Here is a 3,688-nt window from a genome sequence, read left to right as displayed (position 1 = left end):
TGCACGCCGCCGATGCCGCCGGTGGCGAAGACCGCGATGCCGGCCATGCGCGCGCCGATCATCGTCGCCGCCACCGTCGTCGCGCCGGTCCCGCCCGCAGCCATGCAGACCGCCATGTCGGCGCGCGACAGCTTGGCCACGTGGCGCGCCTCGGCCAGTTGCACCAGCTGATCGTCGTTCAGCCCCACCCAGAGCGCGCCGTCGATCACCGCGATCGTCGCAGGCTCGGCGCCGGCCTCGCGCACGGTCGCCTCGATCTCGCGCGCCACGTCCAGGTTGCGGGGCCGCGGCATGCCGTGGGTGATGATCGTGGATTCCAGCGCCACCACCGGGCGGCCGGCCTTCAGCGCGTCGCGCACCGGCGCGGACAGACGGGGCAGGGCGGCGGGGTCGGGAAGGGTCATGGCACCAGGTCTCCGGATACGTAACGGGCTGCGGTTTCAAGCGCGCGGTCGAGCGCGTCCGCGCGGGAGGCACCCGCGCGTTCGGCCGCCAGATGCGCGGCCATGAAGGTGTCGCCGGCGCCGGTGACGCGGGTCACCAGCACCTGCGGCGGCGTGCGGGTCACGGCGCCCTCGGCCGTGGCGTCGCAGCAGGGACGTCCGCCTTCGGTCACGATGGCGCGGGCGGCGCCGCGCGCCAGCAGCGCCAGCGCGGCGGGTTCGGCGGCCTCGAAGCTGTCGCGGCAGAGAAGCCCGGCCTCCTCGAGGTTCACGTAGAGCGTGCCGCGTCCCGCGCGCAGGAAGGGCAGCAGGCGCTCGGCCTTGCCGGGGCTCGCGGGCGCCACGCGCAGGTCGGCGCGCGCCATTGCGGGATGCGTGGCGATCTCGGCCAGCAGCGCCTCGGTCAGGTTGCCGTCGAGCGCGATCAGGCCCTCGTAGGGCGCGCCCGTGTCGCCCAGCGGGCCGTCGGTCAGCGGCGTCAGGATATGCGCGCCGGCCGCTTCCAGCGAATGCGCGTCGGCGATCGCGGCGATCAGCCCGCCCGCGCCCTCGATCGCCATGTAGCGGTCGGTCGGTAGGTCCTCCGAGCGGTAGAGGTGCGCCGTCTCGATCCCCAGCCGGTCGCAGAGCGCGATCAGCGCGTCTCCCTCGATGTCGCGGCCAACTGCGCTCAGCAGCGCCGGGCGCAGGCCCTGCCGCGCCAGCGCCATAGCGATGTTCAGCGCCACCCCGCCCGGCACGGTCGCGATCCGCCCGGGCACGTCCGAGCCCGCGCGCATCGCCGCCGGCGAACGCCCGATCACGTCCCAGAGGGCCGAGCCGATGCACAGGATATCGGGCGCGCGAGTCATGCGTCGCTTGTGGCAACGCCGCGCGCGGGGCGCAAGCGCTTCGCGGCGGCACCTAGCGCGGCAGCGTCTCGTCCTCGTCCTCGGCCTGGGTGGCCAGCCAGTCGCGGAACGCCGCCAGCGCGGGCGAGACCGGCCGGTCGGACGGCCAGACCAGGTGATACGCGCCCAGCGACACCGGGGCCGCGTCGAACGCGGGCACTAGCGCGCCGCTCGCGCGTTCGGTCACGGTCAGGTAGTCGGGCAGCAGCGCGACGCCGAGGCCATGCAGCGCGGCCTGGATCATCGTCGTGAACTGGTCGAAGGCCGGGCCGGGCAGGGCGCCCTGCCGCGCGCCCTGCGCCTCGAACCAGTGCTGCCAGGCGCGCGGCCGGGTCTGCATGTGCAGAAGCGGCAGCCGCGCCAGCCGCGCCAGGCTCACCGGCCCGTCGGGCAGCAGCGCGGGCGCGGCCACCGGGCGCGACCGGTCGGCCATCAGCGTCAGGTGATGCGTGCCCGGCCAGTCCGGCGCGCCATGGTGGATCGCCGCGTCGAACGCCTCGGACGAGAACGCGAAGGGCCGCAACCGGGTGCCCAGGTCGATCGTCACCTCGGGGTGGCGGCGGGCGAAGTCGGGCAGCCGCGGGATCAGCCAGCGCATGCCGAAGCTGGGCAGGATCGCAAGGCTCAGCGCGCCGCCCATCGGCGCCAGCCGCAGCGCCAGCGCGCCTTGCGCGATCCGGTCGAGGCCCGCGCGCACGTGGCCGGCGAAATCGCGCGCCTGCGGCGTCAGGCGCAACGCCCGGCGGTCGCGCAGGAACAGCGCGGCGCCAAGCTGCTCCTCGAGCGTGCGCAGCTGCCGGCTGACGGCGCTTTGCGTGACACCCAGCTCCTCGGCGGCGGCGGTGGCGCTGCCCAGCCGGTCCAGCGCCTCGAGCGCGCGCAGGCTGGCGATCGGGGGCAGGGCGCGGCTCATCGCGGCTGTCTCATGCGAAACCCTCATGCTTGCATGCGGAAAAGTCGTTTTTCCATACGCGAAAAGCAAGGTAAAGTGCGCACAAAGTCTGGAGGACACCATGAACGAGATGAGCACGCCGAAACCCGAGCTGAAGGCCAAGGACGCGCCCGACCTGGGCGCCTTCGACTGGCAGGACCCGTTCCGCCTGGTCGACCAGCTGACCGAGGAAGAGCGCATGCTGGCCGACGGCGCGCATGCCTTCGCGCAGGAAAAGCTGCAGCCCAAGGTCGCCGAGGCCTTCGAGAACGAGACCGTCGCCCCCGAGATCTTCGCCGAGATGGGCGAGATGGGCCTGCTGGGCGTCACCATCCCCGAGGAATACGGCGGCATCGGCGCCGGTTACGTCAGCTACGGCCTCGTCGCGCGCGAGATCGAGCGCGTCGACAGCGGCTACCGCTCGATGATGTCGGTGCAGTCCAGCCTCGTGATGTACCCGATCTACGCCTACGGGTCCGAGGAGCAGCGCAAGAAGTACCTGCCGAAGCTTGCCAACGGCGAATGGATCGGCTGCTTCGGCCTGACCGAACCCGACGCCGGCAGCGACCCGGGCGGCATGAAGACGCGCGCCGACAAGATCGACGGCGGCTACCGCCTGACGGGCTCCAAGATGTGGATCTCGAACTCGCCGATCGCCGACGTCTTCGTCGTCTGGGCCAAGTCCGAGGCACATGGCGGCAAGATCCGCGGCTTCGTTCTGGAAAAGGGCATGAAGGGCCTCAGCGCGCCGAAGATCGGCAACAAGCTGTCCCTGCGCGCCTCGGTCACCGGCGAGATCGTCATGGACGGCGTCGAGGTCGGCGAAGAGGCGCTGCTGCCGCATGTCCAGGGCCTCAAGGGTCCGTTCGGCTGCCTCAACCGGGCGCGCTACGGCATCTCGTGGGGCGTCATGGGTGCCGCCGAGGCGTGCTGGCACGCGGCACGGGCCTACGGCCTCGACCGCAAGCAGTTCGGCCGTCCGATCGCGCAGACGCAGCTGTTCCAGAAGAAGCTGGCCGACATGCAAACCGAGATCGCGCTTGGCCTGCAGGGCTGCCTCCAGGTCGGCCGGCTGATGGACGACGCCAAGGGCGCGCCCGAGATGATCTCGATCCTCAAGCGCAACAATTGCGGCAAGGCGCTGGACATCGCGCGCCACGCCCGCGACATGCACGGCGGCAACGGCATCTCGGCCGAGTACCAGGTCATCCGGCACATGCTGAACCTCGAGACGGTGAACACCTACGAGGGGACGCACGACGTGCACGCGTTGATCCTGGGCCGCGCGCAAACCGGGCTGCAGGCGTTCTTCTGAGCGTCACGACACAAGAGAAGCCGGGCCGAAGGGACCGGTTTTTCCGGCATGCGGTGTTGCAACCGGTTTGAAATGTCCGGGGCTCCGCAAAGTAGAACTGTCCCGGTGA

At 71.5% G+C, this 3,688-nt stretch carries 4 protein-coding genes; 1 reads left to right on the top strand and 3 read right to left on the bottom strand.

Going from position 1 to position 3,688, the window contains the following annotated elements:
• From ACFDTC_RS17750 to ACFDTC_RS17740, 3 genes are all read right to left on the bottom strand, one after another.
• Positions 1 to 404: pseudouridine-5'-phosphate glycosidase (locus ACFDTC_RS17750; protein WP_375260204.1), on the bottom strand; the 404-nt coding region annotated here is incomplete at its 3' end.
• The gene (locus tag ACFDTC_RS17745; RefSeq protein ID WP_375260203.1) at positions 401 to 1,294 is read right to left on the bottom strand and encodes a PfkB family carbohydrate kinase; all 894 of its coding nucleotides are present in this window, start codon (positions 1,292 to 1,294) and stop codon (positions 401 to 403) included. The genes ACFDTC_RS17750 and ACFDTC_RS17745, both read right to left, overlap by 4 nt.
• Before the next feature lie 52 nt (positions 1,295 to 1,346).
• The gene (locus ACFDTC_RS17740) at positions 1,347 to 2,246 is read right to left on the bottom strand and encodes a LysR substrate-binding domain-containing protein (protein ID WP_375260202.1); all 900 of its coding nucleotides are present in this window, start codon (positions 2,244 to 2,246) and stop codon (positions 1,347 to 1,349) included.
• Between the two features lie 109 nt (positions 2,247 to 2,355).
• Between ACFDTC_RS17740 and ACFDTC_RS17735 the strand changes: the two genes are divergently transcribed.
• Positions 2,356 to 3,579: an acyl-CoA dehydrogenase gene (locus ACFDTC_RS17735; protein WP_375260205.1), complete on the top strand. Its 1,224-nt coding sequence runs from the start codon at positions 2,356 to 2,358 to the stop codon at positions 3,577 to 3,579.
• Positions 3,580 to 3,688: the final 109 nt, after the last annotated feature.

Source organism: Citreimonas sp. (assembly GCF_042096055.1).
GTDB lineage: Bacteria > Pseudomonadota > Alphaproteobacteria > Rhodobacterales > Rhodobacteraceae > Citreimonas.
This window is presented reverse-complemented; position numbering and strand designations above follow the sequence as displayed.

Excerpts from the sequence above, each read along its gene's own strand:
- ACFDTC_RS17735 (WP_375260205.1), top strand. The coding sequence starts at position 2,356 with ATGAGCACGCCGAAACCCGAGCTGAAGGCCAAGGACGCGCCCGACCTG.
- ACFDTC_RS17745 (WP_375260203.1), bottom strand. The coding sequence starts at position 1,294 with ATGACTCGCGCGCCCGATATCCTGTGCATCGGCTCGGCCCTCTGGGAC.
- ACFDTC_RS17740 (WP_375260202.1), bottom strand. The coding sequence starts at position 2,246 with ATGAGCCGCGCCCTGCCCCCGATCGCCAGCCTGCGCGCGCTCGAGGCG.